At 62.9% G+C, this 17,589-nt stretch carries 15 protein-coding genes; 7 read left to right on the top strand and 8 right to left on the bottom strand.

Annotation, left to right across the window (positions count from 1 at the left end; translation table 11 throughout):
• The first annotated feature begins 176 nt into the window (after nt 1-176).
• The 5 genes from IB266_RS02860 (at nt 177) to IB266_RS02880 (ending at nt 4,881) form a co-directional block, all read left to right on the top strand.
• Complete coding sequence (locus IB266_RS02860; RefSeq protein ID WP_192260030.1) at nt 177-845, top strand: ABC transporter ATP-binding protein; 669 nt, start codon at nt 177-179, stop codon at nt 843-845.
• Nucleotides 845-3,313, top strand: coding sequence for an ABC transporter permease (locus IB266_RS02865; protein WP_192260126.1), 2,469 nt, complete (start codon nt 845-847; stop codon nt 3,311-3,313). The genes IB266_RS02860 and IB266_RS02865 overlap by 1 nt, the downstream gene beginning before the upstream one ends.
• A complete protein-coding gene (locus IB266_RS02870) occupies nt 3,303-4,373 on the top strand; it encodes a lipocalin-like domain-containing protein (protein WP_192260032.1) in 1,071 nt (356 codons plus the stop codon). The genes IB266_RS02865 and IB266_RS02870 overlap by 11 nt, the downstream gene beginning before the upstream one ends.
• Nucleotides 4,374-4,438: 65 nt before the next feature.
• Entirely contained in the window at nt 4,439-4,681 is a 243-nt protein-coding gene (locus tag IB266_RS02875) for a hypothetical protein (protein WP_192260034.1), read from the top strand.
• A 26-nt stretch (nt 4,682-4,707) separates the two neighbouring features.
• A complete protein-coding gene (locus IB266_RS02880; protein WP_192260035.1) occupies nt 4,708-4,881 on the top strand; it encodes a hypothetical protein in 174 nt (57 codons plus the stop codon).
• A 410-nt stretch (nt 4,882-5,291) separates the two neighbouring features.
• On the opposite strand, the gene IB266_RS02885 is transcribed toward IB266_RS02880, so the two are convergent.
• The 6 genes from IB266_RS02885 to IB266_RS02910 all read right to left on the bottom strand — a co-directional run bounded on the left by IB266_RS02885 (nt 5,292) and on the right by IB266_RS02910 (nt 12,437).
• Nucleotides 5,292-5,810, bottom strand: coding sequence for an Hcp family type VI secretion system effector (locus IB266_RS02885; protein WP_192260036.1), 519 nt, complete (start codon nt 5,808-5,810; stop codon nt 5,292-5,294).
• A 300-nt stretch (nt 5,811-6,110) separates the two neighbouring features.
• The gene (locus IB266_RS02890) at nt 6,111-7,487 is read right to left on the bottom strand and encodes a VOC family protein (protein ID WP_192260037.1); all 1,377 of its coding nucleotides are present in this window, start codon (nt 7,485-7,487) and stop codon (nt 6,111-6,113) included.
• Between the two features lie 88 nt (nt 7,488-7,575).
• Nucleotides 7,576-8,796, bottom strand: a complete 1,221-nt coding sequence (glcF, locus tag IB266_RS02895) for a glycolate oxidase subunit GlcF (protein WP_192260038.1) — start codon at nt 8,794-8,796, stop codon at nt 7,576-7,578.
• A gap of 1 nt (nt 8,797) precedes the next feature.
• Complete coding sequence (gene glcE / locus IB266_RS02900) at nt 8,798-9,856, bottom strand: glycolate oxidase subunit GlcE (protein ID WP_092472606.1); 1,059 nt, start codon at nt 9,854-9,856, stop codon at nt 8,798-8,800.
• A complete protein-coding gene (glcD, locus tag IB266_RS02905) occupies nt 9,856-11,355 on the bottom strand; it encodes a glycolate oxidase subunit GlcD (protein ID WP_103311231.1) in 1,500 nt (499 codons plus the stop codon). Before glcD ends, glcE begins: the two co-directional genes overlap by 1 nt.
• A gap of 152 nt (nt 11,356-11,507) precedes the next feature.
• Nucleotides 11,508-12,437 carry an alpha/beta fold hydrolase gene (locus tag IB266_RS02910; RefSeq protein ID WP_192260039.1) on the bottom strand — a complete coding sequence of 310 codons (930 nt, stop codon included), beginning with the start codon at nt 12,435-12,437 and terminating at the stop codon, nt 11,508-11,510.
• Nucleotides 12,438-12,689: 252 nt separating this feature from the next.
• Between IB266_RS02910 and IB266_RS02915 the strand changes: the two genes are divergently transcribed.
• Nucleotides 12,690-13,775: a diguanylate cyclase gene (locus tag IB266_RS02915; protein ID WP_192260040.1), complete on the top strand. Its 1,086-nt coding sequence runs from the start codon at nt 12,690-12,692 to the stop codon at nt 13,773-13,775.
• An 85-nt stretch (nt 13,776-13,860) separates the two neighbouring features.
• Nucleotides 13,861-15,099, top strand: a complete 1,239-nt coding sequence (locus IB266_RS02920; RefSeq protein ID WP_192260042.1) for a M20/M25/M40 family metallo-hydrolase — start codon at nt 13,861-13,863, stop codon at nt 15,097-15,099.
• A 134-nt stretch (nt 15,100-15,233) separates the two neighbouring features.
• Here IB266_RS02920 and IB266_RS02925 read toward each other — a convergent pair whose 3' ends face one another.
• Together IB266_RS02925 and IB266_RS02930 are read right to left on the bottom strand one after the other, a co-directional pair.
• Complete coding sequence (locus tag IB266_RS02925; RefSeq protein WP_192260044.1) at nt 15,234-15,578, bottom strand: DUF6124 family protein; 345 nt, start codon at nt 15,576-15,578, stop codon at nt 15,234-15,236.
• Nucleotides 15,579-16,122: 544 nt separating this feature from the next.
• Nucleotides 16,123-17,457 carry a substrate-binding domain-containing protein gene (locus IB266_RS02930; RefSeq protein WP_192260046.1) on the bottom strand — a complete coding sequence of 445 codons (1,335 nt, stop codon included), beginning with the start codon at nt 17,455-17,457 and terminating at the stop codon, nt 16,123-16,125.
• Nucleotides 17,458-17,589 lie beyond the last annotated feature (132 nt).

Consider the following 17,589-nt stretch of genomic DNA (forward strand, 5'->3'; position numbering starts at 1 on the left):
GCAGCCACAAAATGCACATACGCCGCAGAGCCCTGTGGGAGCGAGCTCGCTCGTGATGAGGCCTGCCCATCCACATCACCGCCAACTGATACACCGCCTTCGCGAGCTCTCGCCTGGGCCGGCATTGCGGCTAATTCCGCTATCCTGAGCCTCACGTTCATTCATCGAGCCTGTTCATGCTTGAAGTCCGCGATGTCTATAAAAGCTACCCCACGCCCCAAGGCCCGTTGCCGGTGCTGCAGGGCGTCGACCTGACCCTGATGCCCGGCAGCAGCCTGGCGCTGATGGGGGAGTCCGGCAGTGGCAAGAGCACCTTGCTGCACCTGGTCGCCGGGCTGGACAAGGTGGATCGCGGCAGCATCCGCAGTGGCGAGTATCGGCTCGATGGCATGAGCGAAAGCCAACTGGCGAACTGGCGACGCACGGAAATCGGCCTGGTGTTCCAGCAGTTCAACCTCATCAGCAGCTTGTCGGTGGAAGACAACCTGGCGTTCCAGGCGCGCCTGTGCGGCCGCCATGACGCGGCCTGGCAAGCCCATCTGGTGCAGCGGCTCGGGCTTGCAGCGTTGCTGCGGCGTTACCCTGAACAGCTTTCCGGCGGCCAGCAGCAACGGGTGGCGCTGGGGCGGGCGCTGGCCTCGCGGCCACCTTTGTTGCTGGCCGACGAACCCACCGGCAGCCTCGACGAAACCACCAGCGACCAAGTGCTGCAACTGTTGCTGGAACTGCTGGAGGGCAGCCCCACCAGTCTGCTGATGGTGACCCACAGTCCACGGGTGGCGGCTCGCCTGGCCCAACGCGTGGTGTTGCACGGCGGACGGTTGGCGCAGGTGGCCCAGGGGTGATGATCGTTCGCCAGACCCTCAAGGCCCTGCTCAGCCATTGGCGCCAACACCCGGTGCAATTCTTCAGCGTGCTGACCGGCCTCTGGCTCGCCACCAGCCTGCTCACCGGCGTGCAAGCGCTGAACAGTCAGGCCCGGGACAGCTACGCCCGGGCCAGCCAATTGATCGGCGGCGGACCCCAGGCCAGCCTCAATGCCCCCGGTGGCGGCACCTTCCCTCAGCAATGGTTTATCGATTTGCGGCGCCAGGGCTGGCCGGTGTCGCCGGTGTTGCAGGCCCGGGTGCTGCTCAAGGGGCACGAGGATCAGCGCCTGCAACTGATGGGCATCGACCCGGTGTCGCTGCCGCCCGGCGCGGCCCTGGCGGGGCAGGCGCGGGACATGAGCGAGGTGGTCGAGTTTTTTACCGACCCCGGTCGCACGTGGGTCGCCCCGCAGACCTTGCAGGCCTTGGGGCTGGACGAGGGCGACCGGCCTCGTACAGTCGATGGGCAACCGCTGCCGCCGCTGCATGTCCAAGTGGACATGGCGCCGGGCGTGCTGTTGATGGACATCGGTTTTGCCCAAGCCGTACTCGGGTTGCCGGACCAGTTGTCGCGGCTGTTGTTGCCCGCCACGTTCAATGCCGCGCTGTCGGAGGCCTTCCGTGATCGGCTGCAATTGACGCGTGCCGATGAAGAAAACAACCTGTCGCGCCTGACCGAAAGTTTTCACCTGAACCTCGACGCCTTGGGGTTTTTATCGTTCGTGGTGGGGTTGTTCATCGTTCACGCCGCCATCGGCCTGGCCCTCGAACAGCGTCGCAGCCTGCTGCGAACCCTGCGGGCCTGTGGCGTCAGTGCGCGGGTGCTGGTCATCAGTCTGGCGATTGAGCTGGGTGCGCTGGCCTTGCTGGGCGGGATCGCCGGGGTTCTTTGCGGCTATTGGCTGGCGGGCCTGTTGTTGCCTGATGTCGCGGCGAGCCTGCGGGGTTTGTACGGTGCCGAAGTAGCCGGGCATTTGAACCTCAGCCTGGGGTGGTGGCTCAGCGGTGTCGGCCTGAGCCTGCTCGGCGCGCTGCTGGCCGGGGCCGACAGCCTGCTACGGGCGGCGCGTTTGCCCTTGCTGGCGCTGGCCAATCCCCAGGCCTGGCATCAGGCCCATGGGCGCTGGCTGCGACGCCAGGGTTGGGTGGCGACAGGGGCGGCGTTGATTGCTGCCTCGGCGCTGGTCTGGGGCGACAGCCTGGCCAGCGGTTTTGTCCTGATGACCGCCTTGTTGCTGGGGGCGGCGCTGGCCTTGCCGGTGTTGCTCAACAGTGCGCTGAAGCAACTGCTGCGCCACAATCGCTCGGTGCTCGGGCAATGGTTTCTCGCCGATTGTCGTCAGCAATTGCCGACGCTGAGCCTGGCGCTGATGGCTTTGCTGTTGGCCTTGGCGGCGAATATCGGTGCCGGCAGCATGACCGCCGGTTTCCGCCAGACCTTCAGTAACTGGCTCGAACAACGGCTGACCGCCGAGTTGTACATCAACCCGCAAACCCCAGCCCAGGCGGTGGAGTTGCACGCCTGGCTCAAGCAGCAACCGGCGATCACGGCTGTCGTTCCCCTCTGGCAAGTCTCGATCCCGTTGCAGGGCTGGCCGACGGAGATCCATGGCATCATCGATCACCCGCACTATCGCCAGCATTGGCCGCTACTGGAATCGGCCGGCGACAAGCCGTGGGAGCAACTGGCCGCCGCCGACACCCTGATGCTCAGCGAGCAACTGGCCCGGCGCCTCAAGGTGAGGATCGGCGATCAGTTGACCCTGCCGACGCCACAGGGACCCTGGGCACTGCGCATCGTCGGTATCTACGCCGACTACGGCAATCCCAAGGGCCACGTGCTGGTCAATGCCGATCACTTGCTGGCGCACTGGCCGCAGCTGACGCCGAACCGTTTCAACCTGCGCATCGAACCGCCCGCGATCCCGGCACTACTGACCGCGTTGCAGGGCCGGTTCAGCCTGGACGACAGCCGCATCGTCGACCAGGCCCGGCTCAAGGGCTGGTCGACCCAGGTGTTCGAGCGCACCTTCGCCGCCACCGCCGCCCTTAACAGCCTGACCCTGGCGGTGGCGGGGGTGGCGTTGTTCATCAGCCTGCTGACCCAGAGTCAGAGTCGTCTCGGCCAGTTGGCGCCGCTGTGGGCGCTGGGGGTGACGCGTCGGCAATTGATGTTGCTCAACCTCGGCCAGACCTGGTTGCTGGCGCTGCTGACCCTGGTCCTGGCCTTGCCGCTGGGGATTGCCCTGGCCTGGTGCCTGGACGCGGTGATCAATGTACAGGCCTTCGGCTGGCGCCTGCCGTTGCGGGTGTTCCCGTTGCAATTGGTGCAGTTGCTGGCCCTGGCGATGCTCGCCACGCTCCTGGCATCGGCCTGGCCGCTGTATGCGTTGTATCGAACGCAGCCGGCGGATTTGCTGAGGACCTTTGCCCATGAAAATTAAAATTGGCGTGTTGCTGCTGGCGTTGCTCAGCGGTTGTGATGATTCAGCGCCGCCACAAAAGGGCTTTGCCGGCCTCGGCGACCAGGCTGTCGCCTTTACGCCCGTCGTGCCTGGGCGGGCGTTCAGTTTTCCGGCCGACCATGGCATCCATGACGGTTTCCGTATCGAGTGGTGGTACGTCACCGCCAATCTCAAGGACGCCCAGGGCCGGGAATTCGGTGTGCAATGGACGCTGTTTCGCAGCGCCTTGGATGCCGCGCCCCAGGCCAGCGGCTGGCGCAACCAGACGATCTGGCTTGGCCACGCGGCGGTCACTTCCGCCACCGTGCACCATGCCGCCGAGCGTTATGCCCGAGGCGGAGTGGGGCAGGCCGGGGTGCAGGCGGTGCCTTTCGAGGCATGGATCGACGACTGGCAATTCACCAGCCAGGCTGTTGCGGCCGAGCCGTTGGCGGACATGCAATTGAAGGCGCGCGACCGACGCTTCAGCTATGCGTTGCGGCTGACGTCGAGCCGCCCGTTGGTGTTGCAGGGCGATCAAGGTTTCAGCCAGAAATCCGAACAGGGGCAGGCGTCGTACTACTACAGCCAGCCGTTTTTCCAGGCCAGCGGTGAATTGGAAATCGACGGTCAGCGTTACACGGTCAGCGGCCCGGCCTGGCTCGACCGCGAATGGAGCAGCCAGCCCCTGACCGCCAACCAGACCGGCTGGGACTGGTTCTCCCTGCACCTGGACAATGGCGAGCACCTGATGCTCTATCGCATGCGCCACAAGGACGGCGCGCCTTACCTCACAGGCACCTGGATCGATGCCCAGGGCCGGACGCAAACCCTGCAGGCCGCAGAGATCAGTCTCGTGCCTCTGGACACCACCCAGGTCGCCGGACGCCCGATGCCGGTACGCTGGGCCATCAAAATCCCCGGCAAACAACTCGACGTTACCCTTCAGGCACTCAATCCCAAGGCCTGGATGGACCTGCGCATTCCCTATTGGGAAGGCCCGGTACGACTCAGTGGCAACCAGGGCGGCACGGGTTATCTGGAAATGACCGGCTATTGAAAATCGCCGGAACTCCCTGCGAACGTCGACCCTCATAACTGATGAACGTCTCGCAGGAGCCCGTCATGAGCGATGACCTCAAACTTCCGTCGCTGGCCGACTGGCAGCAGTTGTTCGACGACAACGCCTATTGGCAGCAGTCCCCCGACGCCCACTTCACCGAGCTGATGCGGGTGGCCAATGACCTGTTTGGCCGGGGCGTCATCGACCTGGCGCGCTGGCAGGATTTGAAGACCCAGGCCGAGCAACTGCACCGGCGCTCGCCGGATGCCAATGTCGCTGAAGAAGTCGCCGACCCCGATGCTTGAATCCCGAAAGATCCAAGGAGTTCGCCATGAAGTACAACCCCGATCGAACCCCATCCAACCCGGACGCACCGGCATTGCCCGGCGAAGTGGAACGCGATAACGATGCCTTGCGCCCCAATGATCCGGCCAAGCGCAAACAGCAACGGGGTGACCCTGAAGCGGGGGACACCGATGCGCAAAAAACCGGACGGCGTGGTTGAAGTCCGGCTGGTATTAAAAAGAGTTTTTTAATGACTGTTTAATTTTCTTGTGTAGGCAACTTTTTGTACTTGTCCATGTTTTGTATAACTGTTTGCAGCGCTAGCGAAGGAATCCTCCCTCGCCACAGGTCCGGGTTCCGGTCCACGAATGTAACTGTACGAACATATGAGTCATGATCAGTCGTGCGCAGCTACAACAAAGATAAACAATTATTTAAACAGCCTCGCGGACTTATTCTGAAAGTTCCATTATTATTGTGCCTGTTCGCCCAGTGTCAGGCTCTTTACCAGTGCATGGATTGCCGAGGCCGTCGCACTGGGCGAACACCGTCCTGAATCAATAACTGTCAATTATCAGAGTGCACATTGACCCACTGCGTTGGTCGATGCGTGAACGGCTGCCTCCGATTTCAACCGGCGGCCGGTGCACGCCAGTCATCGGAACCCGAGGTGCCGCTGACTTCATGGGTCCAGGTGATCTTGCGATACGTGAAGTACACGTCTTCCAGATGGGTGAAGTGGGTGTTCTCCGGGTCCTGGCAGTTGGGCATGTAGTCCTTGATATCGACGATGATCGCGTCCTCCAATGTGGTGGTGTAGTAGTGCTCCTGGGTGCCGGCGGCCGAAGTGCGGTACCACTGGATCTTGACTTCGGTCAGGCGCTCGCCGCTTGTCAGGGCATCGAGCATCAGTGGCGAAGCCTTGTCGAATACCTTGGTGATGATCAGGGGTTTGTGTATGCGCTGGCCGGTTGGCTGACCGGACTGAGGATCGCGAGGGATGGTCACCTGGTGCTCGAAAGCCTGCACCATGACCTGGTCTTCGTGACCCTCTTGGTAGGTGTTGCCCACTGAGTCGGCGGTAAACGCACCGGCAGTGATCAGACCTTGTTTGGTGCCTGTAACGGACATGTACGCGGGGATAGCCAAGGAATGTTCTCCTTCCTGGATAACGATAAGGTCCTGGGACGGGAATCGCCCCTAGGTGGCCTGACGGTTATCAAACGCTATGCCAGATTAGAAAAGACTATAAATATCAATGGCTTGATCTGAGTGAAGGCGGCTATTCCCTTCAGTCGGGCAACAAAGCGTACAAACGCTTGCCCGGTGCATTGCAGATATTCGCGATCCACCCGGGCGTCGCTCTAGCCGGGCAGAATCACCGAGGACGGCGCGCCGTGTTGCGCGCCGGTCAGGCAACTTATTGCCGTTTTATCCTTCGGCCTGTTCCTACACGCCCAACGCAGCCCTGCACTCATCAATGGAGCGCTGTTGCGTCTGGGCGTACAGCCTCAGCTCATCGATGGTCGCTCGCCCCAGCGCCGCTTCGAAGGCCTGGCGGTTGGACTGCCCGGCGTAATGGCTCTGGGCGGCATCGCCGAGGTTCGACTGGAAGATGCCGGCGGCGCTGACCGGCAGGAAGTCTTCGTACACCAAGGGCTCGGCGCGCAGGTATTGCTGTTCGAGCAAGTGTTCCAGGGACGCTGCTGGTTCGAGGTCGCCCTTGGCGGCGAGGCCCTTGGGCGTCGGGAAGTAACGGAAATACGCCAATGCCTGTTGGCGCAATTCATCGTGGTTGTCCGGGAATGCGACAAAGTGTTCGGCCATCAACGCGTTGTAGCGTTCGGCGTTGGCTTCGTTGGGAAACGCCCCCAGCGCATCGCGTGCGGCGTTCAGCAATTGGTCGTAGAGCGCGCGGCCCTTGGGCGTGAGCGCGGCGCCGCGTTGTTCGATTTCGCCGAAGCGGGCGCTGTGGCTGCCTTGGGCCTGTAGCTGGTCGGTGAAGGCGACGGGTTCGTCGAGTGCCTTGAAACTGGTCTGGCGCAGCAGGATCGGGCATTGGCGACGGGGTGGGCCTTCGATCACGGCCTTGGGGGTAATGCCATGCATGGGCATCTGGGCCTGGACGATGTCGATGTCCAGGGTGCGCGGCGTCAGGTGATTGATATGTGGGCCCTTGAACGCCACCACGTCGGCGATCAGGCGATGCTGGGCGCTCAGTTGCCGGTACTGTTCGGCGGTGACGGTGGCGCTGTGGTGCCAGCGGAAGGTTTCCAGGGCCTGCAGGACGAAGTCCTCGGCCTGGGCTTGCGTCAGGCCACCCTGGCGCTCGGCCAGGTCAATGAGCTCCAGGGCCCCGGGGGTGAAGATCTGCCGTTTGGCCAGCACCGACTCGGCAAAGGCCCGCAGCTCGGAATTCTCGATCAGTTCCAATCGCAGCAGCGAGGTAAACACTCGGAACGGGCTCACCTGCAACGCGCTTTCATGCACGGCGCGAAACGCTGTGGAATGCACTGGCACCCCGGCCGGCGTGAGGTCGTAGTAGCCCACCGGCTGCATGCCCATGACCGCGAACAGTCGCCCCAGGGTCGCCAGTTCGGCGGCGGTGCCGACGCGAATCGCGCCGTGGCGTTCCAAGTCCAGGCGCTCGAGTTCGCCGGTGCTGCGCAGGTGTGCGGCCAACTGCGGTTGTTCGCTCAGCACCTGGGCGTTGGTGTGTTCCACCAGCTTCATCAGGGCGCCATACAGCGGCACCTCGTCGCGGTACATGTCGGACATCGCTCTGGAGAAGCGTTGGCGGATCAGGTCGGGGCTGACGAAGCTCATCGTGAGAATTCCTGGCGAGGGCAGTGGGAAAGTTGAACGAAAGATCGCAGCCTTCGCCGGCCCCGGCAAACGAAGAATCTTCAGGACTTCATTCTGCCAGGGACTGATCCACCAGCTCGATCCAATGCCGCACGGGCGTGCGACCGGCGCCGTCGAGGTGGTTCTGGCAGCCGACGTTGGCCGTGACGATCATCTCCGGCTGGCCGCTTTCCAGGGCATTGAGGCGGTTGTCGCGCAACTGCCGCGCCAAGGCCGGTTGGGTCAGCGAATAGGTGCCGGCCGAACCGCAACACAAATGGCCGTCGGGCACCTCGGTGAGGTTGAAACCCAGCCGCGTCAACAGCGCTTCAATGCTGCCGCCGAGTTTCTGCGCATGCTGCAAGGTGCACGGGCAATGAACGGCGATGCGCTGGTTCCTGGCCGCGCAGATCTCTTCCAGCGGTTCGTTGCCGAGCACTTGCACCAGGTCCAGCGCTCGTTCGCTTACCTGCTTGGCCTTGGCGGCATAGGCAGGGTCATGTTCCAGCAGGTGCCCGTAGTCCTTGATGAAGGCACCGCAACCGCTGGCCGTCTGGACGATGGCTTCGGCGCCGTGCTCCAGGTGCGGCCACCAGGCGTCGATGTTCTGTCGGGCGCGGTCCAGTCCGGTGGCCTGGGCATCGAGGTGATAATCCAGCGCACCGCAGCAGCCGGCTTGCGCACAAGGGATCACGCTGATGCCGAGTCGATCCAGCACTCGCGCTGCCGAGGTGTTGGTGTTGGGCGACAGGCCCGGTTGCACGCAGCCTTCGAGCATCAACACCCTCCGCCCATGGCGTAGCGGGGGGCGGTCGCTGTGGGAGGGGGCGGGGCGGGGCAACTTGGCGCTCAGGTTCGTCGGCAGCAACGGACGGAAGACCGCACCAAGGCGCAGCAGGGCCTTGAACCGTTCGGGACTGACGGCCAGGCTGCGCAACCCCAGGCGCAGTGCGCGTTGGCCGGCGGGGCGCGGTACGGCTTGGTCGACCACTGCCCGGCCGATATCCAGCAGGTTGTGGTAATCCACGCCGGACGGGCAGGTGGTCTCGCAGTTGCGACACGACAGGCAGCGATCCAGGTGCAACTGGGTGCTGGCTGTCGCCGGCTGGCCTTCGAGCACTTGCTTGATCAGGTAGATCCGGCCTCGCGGGCCGTCCAGTTCATCGCCGAGCAATTGGTAGGTGGGGCAGGTGGCATTGCAGAAGCCGCAATGCACGCAACTGCGCAGGATCCGTTCGGCTTCTTCGGCGCGGGGCAGGTTTTTGCTTTCCTCACTGAACCGAGTCTGCATGCTAGAGCTCCGGGTACATTCGACCAGGGTTGAACAGTCCCAGGGGATCGAGCTGGGCCTTGAGTTGCCGGTGATAGCGCAGCAGCGCCGGGGCCAGTGGCTGGAACGGTGTGTCGCTGGCACCCTGACGATAGCAGGTGGCATGGCCGCCCACTTCATGGGCCAGGGCTTGTACCGTGCCAGCCTCGGTTTTCAACCAGCGTTGCGCGCCACCCCAATCGATCAGTTGAGCGCCGGGCAGGGTGAGGGGGCCGGTATGGTTGGGCAATGACAGGCGCCACAGCGGCAAGCCTTCGTCGAAAAATGCCAACCGATGTTCATTCAGTGCCGTCCAGTATCGATCGTCGATCACCTCGCCACCAAAACGTTGATGAGCGGCACTGACCGAGCCTTCGCCCCCCTCCAGGCGCAGGTGCAGGCAGTCGCCGTCATGGCTGGCGGCGCTGATGGGCAGGGGCTGGCGGCCCCATTCGGCGAGTGTCTCCAAGGCTTCGGCGCTGCCCAGTTCCAGGCGGATGCTCAGGCTGTGACGGGGCTTGGGCAGGACCTTCAAGGACACTTCGGTGATCACCCCCAGGCAACCGAAACTGCCGGCCAGCAGGCGCGAGAGATCATAGCCGGCGACATTCTTCATCACCTCGCCGCCGAAACGCAGCACGGTGCCGTGGCCGCTGATCAGGCGCGTACCCAGGACGAAGTCGCGCACCGAACCTGCCCAGGGGCGACGGGGCCCCGACAGCCCGGCGGCGACCATGCCGCCGACCGTGGCGTCGTCGCCGAATGCCGGCGGTTCGCAGGGCAGGCGTTGCCCGGCGGCCTCCAGGGCGGCGAGCAGTTCCCGCAGCGGGGTGCCGGCCCGCGCCGTGATGACCAGCTCGGTGGGGTCGTAATGGACGATGCCACGGTGCACGCGGGTGTCCAGCACTTCGCCGGCCACTTCCCGCCCCAGGAACGCCTTGCTGTTCGAACCCTGGATGCGCAACGGCGTGGCGTTGGCCCGTGCGCGATTGACCTGTTCGAGCAACAGGTCGCTGGCGTCCTGGTCGGCTTCGCGGCTCATCAGAAACGCTCCAGTTCGGGAAACGGCAACTGCCCGCCATGGATGTGCATGGCACCGAACTCGGCGCAACGGTGCAGGGTCGGGATGTTCTTGCCAGGGTTGAGCAGGCCTTGGGGATCGAATGCCGCTTTTACCGCGTGGAACAGGTTCAGTTCGTCGCTGTTGAACTGCGTGCACATCTGATTGATTTTTTCCCGGCCAACCCCGTGCTCGCCGGTGATGCTGCCGCCTACCTGGACACACAGTTCGAGGATTTTCCCACCCAGGGTTTCGGCGCGCTCCAGTTCGCCGGGCTGGTTGGCATCGAACAGGATCAGTGGGTGCATGTTGCCGTCGCCGGCATGAAACACATTGGCGACCCGCAGGCCATACTCGGCGCCCAGGCTGGCGATGCGTTGCAGCACCTCGGGCAGGGCGCGTCGGGGGATGGTGCCGTCCATGCAGTAATAATCCGGCGCCAGGCGCCCCACCGCCGGGAAGGCGTTCTTGCGCCCGGCCCAGAACCGCAGCCGCTCGGCCTCGTCCCGCGCCTGGCGCACCTCGGTGGCCCCGGCCTGTTCCAACACCTGACGAACCCGTTCGCAGTCGTCATGGACATCGGCCTCGACCCCGTCCAGTTCGCACAGCAGGATCGCTTCGGCGTCCACCGGATAGCCGGCGTGGATGAAATCCTCGGCGGCGCGGATCGCCAGGTTGTCCATCATTTCCAGGCCACCGGGAATGATGCCGGCGGCGATGATGTCGGCCACCGCCCGCCCGGCCTTGTCCACCGAATCGAAACTGGCCAGCAGCACCTTGGCGACCTGGGGCCGGGGCAACAGCTTGACCGTCACTTCGGTGATCACCCCGAGCAAGCCTTCGGAGCCGGTGAACAGCGCCAGCAGGTCCAGGCCCGGCGAATCCAGGGCTTCGCTGCCCAGGGTCAGGCGTTCGCCTTCGACGGTGAGGATTTCCAGCTTCAACAGGTTGTGCACTGTCAGGCCGTACTTGAGGCAGTGCACGCCGCCGGCATTTTCCGCGACATTGCCACCAATGGAACAGGCGATCTGGGACGAAGGGTCTGGCGCGTAATACAGCCCGAACGGCGCCGCTGCCTGGGAGATCGCCAGGTTGCGCACACCCGGCTGAAGTCGTGCGGTACGGGCGTCGGGGTCGATGTGCAGGATCTGGTTGAATCGCGCCATCACCAGCAACACGCCACTGGCCAGGGGCAGGGCACCACCGGACAGACCGGTCCCGGCGCCCCTGGCGACCACCGGGACGTTCTGTTCGTGGCAGAGCTTGAGCAGCGCTTGCACCTGCTCGACCCGCCTGGGCAAGACCACCAGCAGGGGCGTGGTGCGATAGGCCGACAAGCCATCGCACTCGTAGGGCTTGAGGTCTTGCTCCTGGTGCAGGATGTCCAGGTCTGGAATCTGTGCCTGGAAGGCTTGCAGCAGGGCCTGTTTGTCCACCTTCGGCAAAGGGCCGTCGAGGTGTTCGTCGTAGAGGATGTTCATGAAATCGATACCCCTCGGTCGGCCACGAATCCTTGTGGGAGCGAGCTTGCTCGCGATGGCGGTGGGTCAGCGTGCCTCAGTGTTGAATGTGTCGCCGCTATCGCGAGCAAGCTCGCTCCCACCTTGGGTTCATGTTGTTTTACGCATCGCCGTCACTGGCCCAACCCCTTAAGAAAGCCACGGTACAGCGCCGCGGTTTTCCCCGGTTGCTCGATCATCGGCAGGTGGCCGATCCCGTCCCAGATTTCCACGCGCAAGTCCGCGATGCCCTTGCTCCACACCGGCACGCTGCTGACATCGATCACCCGGTCCTGGCGGCCCCAGAGCAGCAGCGAAGGGGCGCGAATGTCGGCCAGGTGGGGCTCCATCGATGGGCTGGCGCGAAAGTCGGTGTAGATCTCCGCCAGTTCTTCGCGGTGTTGTACATAACGCTCGGCCACGGCCGCCATCACCATGCCCGGTACCCAGGGCGGCGAGGCCATGGTCATTGCATAGAACGGCATGAACTCCTCCCGCGAATGCACCAGGGACGGGTTACGACCGGTGGCCAGTTGACGGTCCATGTCGCTGGGCTGGGGGGAGGTGACGCCGGCCGGATTGAGCAGCGCCAGGGTCAGCACGCGGTCAGGCGAAGTGGCCGCCAGCCACGCGGCGAGATGGCCCCCCATGGAATTGCCGATCACATGGACCTTGTCCAGGCCGCAGGCGTCGAGCAACTCGATGATCCGCCGGGCCTGGGTCGGGATGTCGTAGCCGCCGCCGGCCTTGAAGCCGGTTTCGCCATGGCCGGGGAGGTCAGGGATCACCACCCGGTAATCACTGACAAAATGCCGGGCAACACGCAGCCAGAGGTTCTTGTCGCCGCTGTAGCCGTGCAGCATCAGGATACTGGCGGACGCTTCATAAGGCCCGCCCTGCCAGGTCGACACGGTCATCTCGCTGATGGGCACGGTGATTTTGCGCAACCGGTAAAGGCGTGCCTCCAAGGCCATGCTCATGTCGTAGATCACATGGCCGATGCCGGGATACGTCAACCAGCTCCAGGCGATAAGTACAGCAAGAACTACCCACAACACCAGCATGTTTTGCCCTCCATGGGCTGCGACAGAATGTAATCAAACGGATCAGGCGGTAATAAGCAGCTTAAACCCAGGGACCTCTTTCTGAGGGTTTACGGATTTCCTTGTCATGTATAGCCAAAATACGAGCAGAGTCCCGTATTTGAAGGAGAATAAATACCCCTGTATTCAGTGGTGGCTATTTAATGCCACCCTGATAGACTCCAGGCAACCCCCGTCCCAATGACTTGGGAAACCCGCGGTGCAGAGGCTTCTATGCAAACAACGGGAAAAAAGGGACGGACGCTGGCCAGGAGGCTCTATATCTCGCGCATTCTGGGCCTGACGCTGGGGTTGCTGTTGGTGAGCGCTGCTGTCTTTCCCCTCGATCCGGCGCCGTGGGTCTGGGGTTTCATGCTGTTCAACGGCCTGCTCTGGCCACACGTGTCCTACTGGTGGGGCCGGCATTGCGCGAGGCCGTACCACGTCGAACACCTCAATTTACTGATCGATGCGGCGCTCGGCGGCTTCTGGGTCGCGGCGATGCAATTCAACCCGCTGCCCGCGGCCGTCACGCTGGCGATGATGGCGATGAACAACGTTGCCATCGGTGGCCTGCGTTTCCTGTTTATCGGGGCGCTGGCCCAAGTAGCCGGCATTGTTGTGGGGGTGCTGATCTTCCCGCTGACCAGCGTGCCCATGACCAGCCCGGCGCAGATCTACGCCTGTCTGCCGTTGCTGTGCCTGTATCCGATGGCGCTGGGTTGGTTCTGCTTTCGCCAGGCCTACATCCTGGGTCGGCAAAAGCGCGAGTTGCTGGCCCTGAGTCGTACCGACAGCCTGACCGGGCTGCTTAACCATGGTGCCTGGAAAGATCGCCTCAACGAGGAATTCCAGCGCTGCCTGCGTCACCCTGATGAGGGGGCAGGGCACGGCGCACTTGCGCTGATCGACATCGATCATTTCAAAGCCATCAATGACACGTATGGCCATGTGGCTGGCGACATCGTGCTGCGCCAGCTTGGCAAGATCCTCAGTCAGAACCTGCGGGCCGCCGACGTGGTCGGGCGTTATGGCGGTGATGAGTTCTGTGTGATTCTGCCGGACCTGACGCTGGCCAATGCCGTACGGGCCATGGATGGCTTGCGTGAGCGCTTCGCGATGCTCGGCTACGAACAGAACCCGACGTTGAAGGCGAGCCTGAGTATTGGCCTGGCGGCCTTCAACCCGGCCTATGGCGATGCGACCCATTGGCTCAATGATGCCGACCAGGCGCTTTACGAGGCCAAAACCGGCGGGCGCAACCGGGTCACTTGTTTCCGGAGTCTGCAAGTGTTGGAGGAGTCGGTCGTTTCCCTTTGAGATGGCCACCTGCTGTCTAGAGCCTTGCTCGATTGTCGGGTAGGGTGCCCATGGCACTCTCTCGATACGGAACAAGGATGAAATCATGACGATAACCGCTGTTCGCTCCCGTCTGGCCGTCAGCCTCGGCCTGAGCCTGGCCCTTGGCGTCTTCACCCCCATGGCCTTGGCGCAACCCCATCAACAAATCCTGAGCGATGCGCAGCAGTACAAGGGCGAGGCCCTGAAGTTGCTGGAGCGCCTGGTGAATATCGACTCCGGCTCCGGGTATGTGCCGGGGCTGACCCAGGTCGGCGACATTGCCATCGACGAACTGAAAAAGTTGGGCGCGACCATTGAGAAGGTGCCGAACTCGGACGGTACCCAGCACATCCTGGCGACCCTCAAGGGCACCGGTAAAGCGAAAATCCTGCTGATGGCCCACATGGACACGGTGTTCAAGGAGGGCTCGGCCGCCGAACGCCCGTTCCATATCAAGGATGGCCGCGCCTACGGGCCGGGAGTGATGGACGACAAGGGCGGTATCGTCGCGGGGATCTACGCCTTGAAGGTGCTCAAGAACCTGGACTTCAAGAACTACGCGCAGATTACTTTCCTGCTCGACGCCAGCGAAGAAACCGGCTCGGACGCCGCCACCGACCTGATCAAGAAAACCGCCAAGGCTCATGACGTGACCCTCAACCTCGAACCGGGTCGCCCGGCCGACGGCCTGGTGGTATGGCGCAAGGGCAGTGCCACGGCGCTGGTAGAGGTCAAGGGCAAAGCGTCCCACGCCGGCGTCGCGCCGGAACTGGGGCGCAATGCGGCGATGGAAGCCGCGCACCAGATCTTGCAACTGGGCAAGCTCGGCGACGCGGAAAAGAAAACCACCATCAACTTCACGGTGATCAACGCTGGTGACCGGACCAACGTGATTCCCGACCAGGCGAGCGCCAAGGCCGATGTGCGGGCGGCGGTGCCGGAAGAATTCGACCGCATCGAAAAAGACCTGGCCCGGGTCTCGCAGGACAAATTGATCGCCGACACCGAAGTCACTACCAGCCTCAAGCGCGGCCTGCCACCGATGCCCCAGACGGCGGAGTCGGACCGGTTGATGGCCATGGCCCAAGGCATCTATGGCGAACTGGGGCGCAAACTCACCGAGGAAGGCAGCGGCGGCGCGGCGGATGCCAGCCTCTCGGCGGGTGTCGGCACGCCGACGCTGGATGGCTTTGGCATCGTCGGCGGCAACATTCATACGCCGGAGGAATATGCGGAAGTCGAGAGCGTGGTGCCGCGGATTTACCTGTTGTCGCGGATGATCATGGAGTTGGCGGGGCGGTAACGCACCATGCCGTAACCTCGAACGCCTCGAAACCTTGTGGGAGCGAGCTTGCTCGCGAAAGCGATCTGTCTGTCGATCAAGTGTTGGCTGACAAACCGCCTTCGCGAGCAAGCTCGCTCCCACAGGAAAATGCGCTATGTCGACGGACGCGCTTCGACGTTGTCCAGCGCGCGGTTTGCCAGTTGTCCACTCAATTCGATCAATTGCTGGATGCCCAGGGCAATGTGGCGCCTCGAGCCTTCCAGGTCGAAGGCCAGGTCGCTGAGCATGGCGTTGGCCGAGGCCAGGGTTTCGCTGAGGTTGGCGAGCAGGGATTCGGTGTCGACACCGTTGATGACAGTGAAGAGTTGGCCGGGATCAGCCTCGGTTTTGGTGGTCTTGGGCTTGAGGTAGTAGTCGAGGGCGCGGTCGGCGACTTTGTCGAACGCTTTTGAGTTGGCTGGATCAGTGTCCGGCGGGTTGGGTGTTGGTTTGAACATAGATGAAACTCCAGATAAGAAATTGGAGCCATCACTCTCGCTACCAAACGAAGGGTGGTGGCCATACGAAGGTTGGTAGACCGGTTACCTGGCAACCCGGCGCGTCCGAGAACGCCCTGCGCATGACCACCATAAAACAGAGGACGTAGAAGCCCCTTGCATCAGGATGCACGTGCGCCAGGAAACCGGGCTACCAAACCCGATCGCTGATTCGTCAGCGACCCGGAAACGATAAAACCTGGCCTCAAGGCGTACAAGCCGGCGGATTCTGGCGTAGATGTAGGCAATGGCGCAAGGTGAGGTCGTTCGGTCCTACATCAAGAATAATGAGGTAAACATCCAGGCTTTTGTGGCGAGGGAGCTTGCTCCCGTTCGGCTGTGTAGGAGCTGTCGAGTGCAACGAGGCTGCGATCTTTCCCCAGACACTTGAATCCCAAGCGAAAGATCAAAATCAAAAGATCGCAGCCTTCGGCAGCTCCTACACAGCCCAGCGGGAGCAAGCTCCCTCGCCACAAAAGCGGGTGCGCTTTTTGATGGCGTCGTTCTAGTAAACCCAGACCTCCACCCGCCGATTCCGAACCCGCCCTTCATCCTCACTGTTGGCCGCCACCGGCATCAAGGCGCCGAACCCTCGCACTTCCCGCAACGCCACGCCGTATTTGACCAGTTCACGGCGCACCGCCATGGCTCGCAGTTTGGACAGCAGGTCGGCCCGCGCCGGGTCATCCTTGGCGTCGCCAAAACCTACCAGGGTCACGCGTCGGTCGGCTTTGCCGTGCTGCTTTATATAGTCGAGCACGCGGCTCAGGTCCTGGTGGGCCTTGTTGTCCAGGCTGGCGCTGCCTTCTTCGAAGCGGAAATTCACGGTCAAGCGTTGGGCGTGGCGGCTCAGGGCCTGGTAACCCTCGGGCATCAATGCATTGGGTGTGACGGCCATGGCCTGGACGGTCTGGGCGATAAATCCGTTGGCCGCGACGATGGCCTGGCCTTTGTCACTTTGGGTGAACTCGACCAGTGCCGTGGCCCACGGGTTGGTGCCCCAGGGGGGCAAATAGAAGAACAGGCGCCGGGAGAGTGGGTAGTCCTCGGTGGCGATCAGGTGGTTGAGCGGCAACATGGGTTGGGAGGCACCGTCGACAATGGCCAGTGCCTTGGCCTGGCGCACGTAGGGCAAACCGATGAAGCCGATGCCTTGCGGGTCCTGGCTGACCGCGTCGGACAACTGTTCGCTGGACTCGAAGCGCCGCGCGGCAGGATCCAGCCGTTTCCCCTGTCGGCTGAGGACCAGTTCCTTGAAAGTGTCGTAGGTGCCGGACTGTTCATCCCGGGCATACAAATGAATCGGCCCGCCCGTTCCGCCGACGGACTCCCAGGTTTTTGCCTCGCCGCTGAATATCCGCGCCAGTTGCACGGTATCGAGTTGGCGCAGCGGGTTGGAGGAATGAAGGATGATCGCCAGGCCATCAATGGCGATGACCTGCTCGGCGGCAGGACTTTTCAGGTCGCCGAGGGGCGACAATTCCTTCAGTTCACTGTCCTTGATCGGCCGGGAAGAGGCCGCCAGGTCGGCGCTGGCTTGCTTGAGGGCGGTGAAACCGGTGCTGGAGCCGTGGGCCGCGATGTCGACTTCCACCCGCCGGCCATCGGCGGTCAGGCCGATGATGCGCTGCTCATTGTCGCGCCCGGTGATTTCGCTGCTGACCCTGAGCAGGCCCTGATCTTCCATCAAGCCTCTGACCAGGGCCGGCCCCAGCGCCGCACCGATGGTATTGGAGCCCTGGAGGCGCAAGGCAGGGCCTTGTTCGGGAATGGGCAAATTGCCGGCCCATGCTACGAACGGCAGCCAGAGGCCCATGAAAACCACAACACACAGCCGCATGCCGGCACCTTCTGAACCCGAGGAAGTGCCGGAAGATTAAGTCAGTCAGGTTACTGATAAATGACAGGAGTGCGACTTTTCAGCCGCTGCAGGGAGATGCGTTCTGTGGGAGCAAAGCTTGCTCGCGATACG

Origin of the sequence: Pseudomonas sp. Pdm06 (assembly GCF_014851795.1) — a bacterium.
GTDB lineage: Bacteria > Pseudomonadota > Gammaproteobacteria > Pseudomonadales > Pseudomonadaceae > Aquipseudomonas > Aquipseudomonas fluorescens_AA.